Genomic DNA, 5,268 nt, shown 5'->3' with positions numbered 1-5,268 from the left:
CCGTCTTCCCATACTATAGAAACATAATCTGGGAAGATTTCTTTTTTACCTGAATGAGAGCAGAACCACAATCTGAATGTCGTGAGGTTGACTCCCAATAGCGGCACAAATATTGTTTTCAAAATATGTTTTTATGGGGCTATGTTTGATTATCGTTGTTATCGTGCGAAGTAGGATGCTGCAAGATACGGCTGTTGTAAGCAGGTAATTGCGTGGTGAAAATAGGGGGAGAGAAAAAAGAAGGCGGCCGGGACATGGTGTCCCGGCCGCCTTTGTCGCTGTATTCCGTGTTGTTCAGAACTCTGCGTTCTTCGGCGTGCGTGCGAAAGGAATCACGTCGCGGATGTTCTGCATGCCTGTCACGAAGAGTATCAGACGCTCGAAGCCAAGCCCGAAGCCGCCGTGAGGGCACGTTCCGTACTTGCGGGTGTCAAGATACCAGTCGTAGATTTCCTCCTTCATGCCGCGGCTCCTGATTTCCCCGAGGAGCTTCTCGTAGCTCTCCTCACGGACCGAGCCGCCGATAATCTCTCCGATGCGCGGGAAGAGGACATCGGTGCCCTGCATGGTCCTGCCGTCGGGATTCTTCTTCATGTAGAACGACTTGATTTCCTTCGGATAGTCGGTCATGATAACCGGCCGCCTGAAATGGTCTTCCACGAGATAGCGTTCGTGCTCGCTGCTCAGGTCCATGCCCCATCCCGTGATAGGGAACTCGAACTTCACGCCGTCGGCAATGGCCTTCTGAAGGATTTCGATGCCCTCCGTGTAGGTCAGGCGGACGAAGTCTTCCTTCAGCACGCCTTCGAGCCGGGCGATGAGTTCCTTGTCTATCATCTGGTTGAGGAACTCAAGGTCGTCCCTGCAATTGTCGAGTGCCCAGCGCACGCAGTACTTGATGAAGTCCTCCTCGAGGTCCATCAGCTCTGCCTGATCTATGAACGCGACCTCCGGCTCCACCATCCAGAACTCTGCCAAGTGGCGCGGAGTGTTTGAGTTTTCGGCACGGAAGGTCGGCCCGAAAGTGTAGATGGCGCCGAGCGACGTTGCGCCCAGCTCGCCCTCGAGCTGTCCCGACACGGTCAGGTTGGTGCGCTTGCCGAAGAAGTCTGCGCTGTAGTCAGCCTTTCCGGCCTTGGCAACGCGGTCAAGGTCGAGCGTCGTAACCTGAAACATGTTGCCTGCACCCTCTGCGTCGCTGCCGGTGATGAGGGGAGTGTGGAAGTAGTAGAAGCCGTGTTCGTGGAAATACCTGTGTATGGCGATTGCCATGTTGTGGCGGATACGGAACACCGCGCCAAACGTATTGGTACGCAGGCGCAGGTGGCCGTACTTGCGCATGTACTCAAAGCTCTGTCCTTTCTTCTGCATGGGATAGTCGCCCGGGCAGAGACCGTATATTTCGATGTTCTTGCACTGGACTTCCGACGTCTGTCCCTTGCCCTGACTCTCCACGAGAATACCTTCCACGCTGATGCAGGCACCCGTGGTGATGCTTTTCAGCGTCTCTGCATCCACCGTCGACGGGTCTGCTACGACCTGAATATTCTTGATGGTCGAGCCGTCGTTCAGTGCAATGAAGTCAACGGCCTTGCTACTGCGGTGGGAGCGAACCCATCCCTTTACGTTAATATCTTTTCCAAAATCGGTGCTGCTAAGGGCATCGACGACCTTTGTTCTTTTCATATTCGGTTGATTGAAATCCTCCCCAAGCTGCTCCGGCGGAGGGAAGCAAACTGCGTTGTCAGGGTAAATGAATGTCCCCGACGGCAATTCCTGCCCCCGACAAGGAAAGGATGTGCCGCCACATTATTATAAAGGCTGCTTGCATCCGCTCCTTTTGAGGAACTTGGAGAGGCTTTTAGTTCATTTATTCAAACGCACCCATGCGCAACATGTCTACTTCCTGCTCGGTGAGGAAACGCCAGTCGCCGCGGCGGACATTCTTCTTGGTGAGTCCGGCAAACTGTACGCGGTCGAGCTTTACCACGCGGTAGCCGAGGTTCTCGAAGATTCGGCGCACGATACGGTTCTTTCCGCTGTGTATCTCGATGCCTACCTGACTCTGATCCTTCTCGTCTGCGTATTCGATAGCGTCTGCCTTGATTTCTCCGTCTTCCAGCTCGATGCCGTCGGCAATCTTCTGAAGGTCGCTGGCCGTAACGGGCTTGTCGAGGAACACATGGTAAACCTTCTTCTTAAGGAACTTCGGATGTGTCAGCTTGCTTGCCAAATCGCCGTCGTTGGTCAGCAGAAGCACGCCCGTGGTGTTGCGGTCCAGACGGCCGACGGGGTAGATGCGCTCCGGGCAGATGCCGTCGACGAGGTCCATAACCGTCTTGCGCTGCTGCGGATCGTCGCTTGTCGTAACGTAGTCCTTGGGCTTGTTGAGCAGCACATACACCTTCTTCTCCAAACTTACGGGGTTGTCGCGGAACACGACGGCATCGGAGCGGAGCACCTTTGTTCCCAGTTCGGTAACGACTTCTCCGTTAACCTTTACCGCGCCTGCCTGAATAAAGTCGTCCGCCTCGCGCCGGGAGCATACGCCGGCATTGGCAAGGAACTTGTTCAGACGAATCGGCTCGTTGGGGTCAATGTTCTCTTCCTTATATTCAATACGCTTCTTCAGCGAATACTTTGCGTTGGGATCGTAGTCGGGAGTGTGCTGACGGCGATAGCCGCCCTGCTGCCCGTATCCGCCCTGCTGCCCATAGCCGCGATTCTGATAGCCTCCGCGAGGCTGATAGCCGCCCTGACGGGGTTGGTAGCCTCCGCGAGGCTGATAGCCGCCACGGTTCTGATAGCCGCCCTGACGGGGCTGGTAGCCTCCGCGGGGCTGGTAGCCCGTGCCTTCCTCGCCCTCCTTGTTGGCATTGTAGCGCGGGCGATAGCCGCCCTGCTGCGGACGCTGCTGATAGCCGCCCTCTTCTCCTTCGTTGTTGTTGTAGCGCGGACGGTAGCCCTGCTGCGGGCGCGGCTGATAGCCGTTGTGGCCTTGGTAGCCGCCCTGATGCGGCTGATAGCCTCCCTCCTCGCCGTTATTGTTGTTGTAGCGGGGGCGATAACCACCCTGCTGCGGACGCTGCTGATAGCCGCCACGGTTCTGATAGCCGTTGTTGTAGCCGTTGTTGGTACGTGGACGGTAGCCGCCCTGACGGTACGCACCGGCATGGCCGCTCTGCAATCCCGCCCCGAAGCCTTCGGGACGGAAGCCGCCCTCGCTGCCGTTGCCGGGTCTTTCGCTGCCGTAGGCACGCTGAGAGTGGATGCGCGGCCTTTGTGGTCTTCCTGCCGCACGGTAGTCTCTCTGGTAATCACTCTGTCCTGCCGTTGAGTAGCCTTCCCGGCCAATCTCATTCTGTGCAGACATTCCTTCGTTCTTTTCTAATTCTTCTGCCATAGTTCTGTACTTATAAAAATTAATAATATTGGCCTCACGGCCTTGTTCTGTTGTGTTATTTGTTTTGGTTTGTTAAATAATTCGTTGGATGGGGAGGGCGGCCGGATGGCCCGGTGCCTTGCGCCCCGTAAGGTTGGGCCGGAAGCCGGACTGGCAGGGCCGCCCCTGCTGTCGCCGCTCCCATGCAGGGCTATACGCCCGTATAGTTCAATGGCGTTATTGCCATCAGTTCTTTCTTCACGTCGTCTCCGACATTCAGCGTCCGGATAAACTCGTGGATGGTCTCTTCGCTCATGGGTTTGTTGGTGCGGGTGAGAGCCTTCAGTGCCTCGTAGGGATGGGGATAGCCTCGCGGCGGAGGATGGTCTGAATGGCTTCTGCCACTACTGCCCACGTGTTGTTGAGGTCTTCGGCCAGTTTCTCCTCGTTGAGGATGAGCTTGCGGAGTCCCTTGAGCGTGCTCTGTATGGCGATGATGCTGTGCCCGAACGGAACTCCGATGTTGCGGAGCACGGTAGAGTCAGTGAGGTCGCGCTGCAGGCGGCTGACGGGCAGCTTCTGTGCGAGGAACTGAAGGAGGGCATTGGCTATGCCGAGGTTGCCCTCACTGTTCTCGTAGTCGATGGGATTGACCTTGTGGGGCATGGCACTGGAGCCTACTTCGCCTGCCTTTATCTTCTGCTTGAAGTATTCCATGGAGATATACATCCAGACATCGCGGTTCAGGTCTATGATAACCGTGTTGATGCGGCGGACGGCATCCAAGACGCTTCCGAGGTGGTCGTAGTTGCTTATCTGCGTCGTCCACTGCTCGCGCTGCAGTCCCAGCTTCTCGCTGACGAACTTGTTGCCGAACGATTTCCAGTCGTAGCCGGGATAGGCTACGTGGTGCGCATTGAAGTTTCCGGTTGCTCCGCCGAACTTGGCGGTCAGCTTGCACTGCCTGAGCAGCTCCAACTGCTCGCTGAGACGGTAGACGAACACTTCAATCTCCTTGCCCAAGCGTGTTGGCGAGGCCGGTTGCCCGTGGGTTTTTGCCAGCATCGGCACGTCCTTCCATGCTTCGGCATGTTCGCGAAGCTGTGCGATGAGTTCCTCTACCTGCGGATAGAAGACCTCGTCGAGGGCCTCCTTGACGGAGAGGGGGACGCTCGTGTTGTTTATATCCTGCGAGGTGAGCCCGAAATGTATGAACTCCTTGAAGTCGTCCAGCCCCCCTATCTTGTCAAACTCTTCCTTGATGAAATACTCTACCGCCTTTACGTCGTGGTTGGTTACCTTTTCTATATCTTTCACACGGACAGCATCGGCTTCCGAAAAACTGCGGTAGATGTCGCGAAGGCGTTCAAACAGCGAGTGATTGAAGCCTTTCAGTTGCGGAAGGGGCAGTTCGCAGAGAGTGATGAAATACTCTATCTCGACGCGGACGCGATAGCGAATAAGTGCAAACTCGGAAAAATAAGCAGCCAGACATTCGGTTTTACCTCTGTAGCGGCCATCAACTGGCGACACGGCTGTCAAAGCATCAAGGGTCATAAATGGTGATATATATGTGTTACGATGGTGCAAATTTAGCGATTTATATTGATAATGGCGCAAAGAAATCATTTAATATTTTGAAAAAAGACAAGGTGCTGGCAGATTGATGGTTGCGCTGTCGCCTTGTCCGCTCCCGGGAGCTGCCAATACGCAAGGGCCGCCTCGCGTCTGTCTGCCGTAGTCTCGTTGTAGCGTTTCGGACAGACACGCGGTCTGTCCCACATTTTTGCTTGCCGTGCGCGGGGAGTTCAGGGCATGAAGTCTGCTTTCCTGTTCATTCAGCCGGCATTACAGGCGAAGAGCAAGAAGCATGTAGGGACAGGCCC

The 5,268-nt window shown here is 55.7% G+C and carries 2 protein-coding genes and 1 pseudogene; all 3 read right to left on the bottom strand.

What is annotated here, in order from left to right; genetic code table 11:
• Positions 1 to 294 precede the first annotated feature (294 nt).
• A complete protein-coding gene (gene asnS / locus JCM15908_RS11205) occupies positions 295 to 1,686 on the bottom strand; it encodes an asparagine--tRNA ligase (RefSeq protein WP_025003395.1) in 1,392 nt (463 codons plus the stop codon).
• Positions 1,687 to 1,870: 184 nt separating this feature from the next.
• Positions 1,871 to 3,403 carry a pseudouridine synthase gene (locus JCM15908_RS11200; protein WP_025003394.1) on the bottom strand — a complete coding sequence of 511 codons (1,533 nt, stop codon included), beginning with the start codon at positions 3,401 to 3,403 and terminating at the stop codon, positions 1,871 to 1,873.
• Positions 3,404 to 3,593: 190 nt separating this feature from the next.
• Positions 3,594 to 4,939: pseudogene (gene purB / locus JCM15908_RS13930) on the bottom strand (adenylosuccinate lyase).
• Between the last annotated feature and the right edge of the window lie 329 nt (positions 4,940 to 5,268).

It is taken from the genome of Prevotella dentasini JCM 15908 (genome assembly GCF_000614065.1).
Lineage (GTDB): Bacteria > Bacteroidota > Bacteroidia > Bacteroidales > Bacteroidaceae > Prevotella > Prevotella dentasini.
This window is presented reverse-complemented; position numbering and strand designations above follow the sequence as displayed.

What these genes read in the sequence shown, in the direction of transcription:
- asnS (WP_025003395.1), bottom strand. Translation starts at nt 1,686, where the DNA reads ATGAAAAGAACAAAGGTCGTCGATGCCCTTAGCAGCACCGATTTTGGA.
- JCM15908_RS11200 (WP_025003394.1), bottom strand. Translation starts at nt 3,403, where the DNA reads ATGGCAGAAGAATTAGAAAAGAACGAAGGAATGTCTGCACAGAATGAG.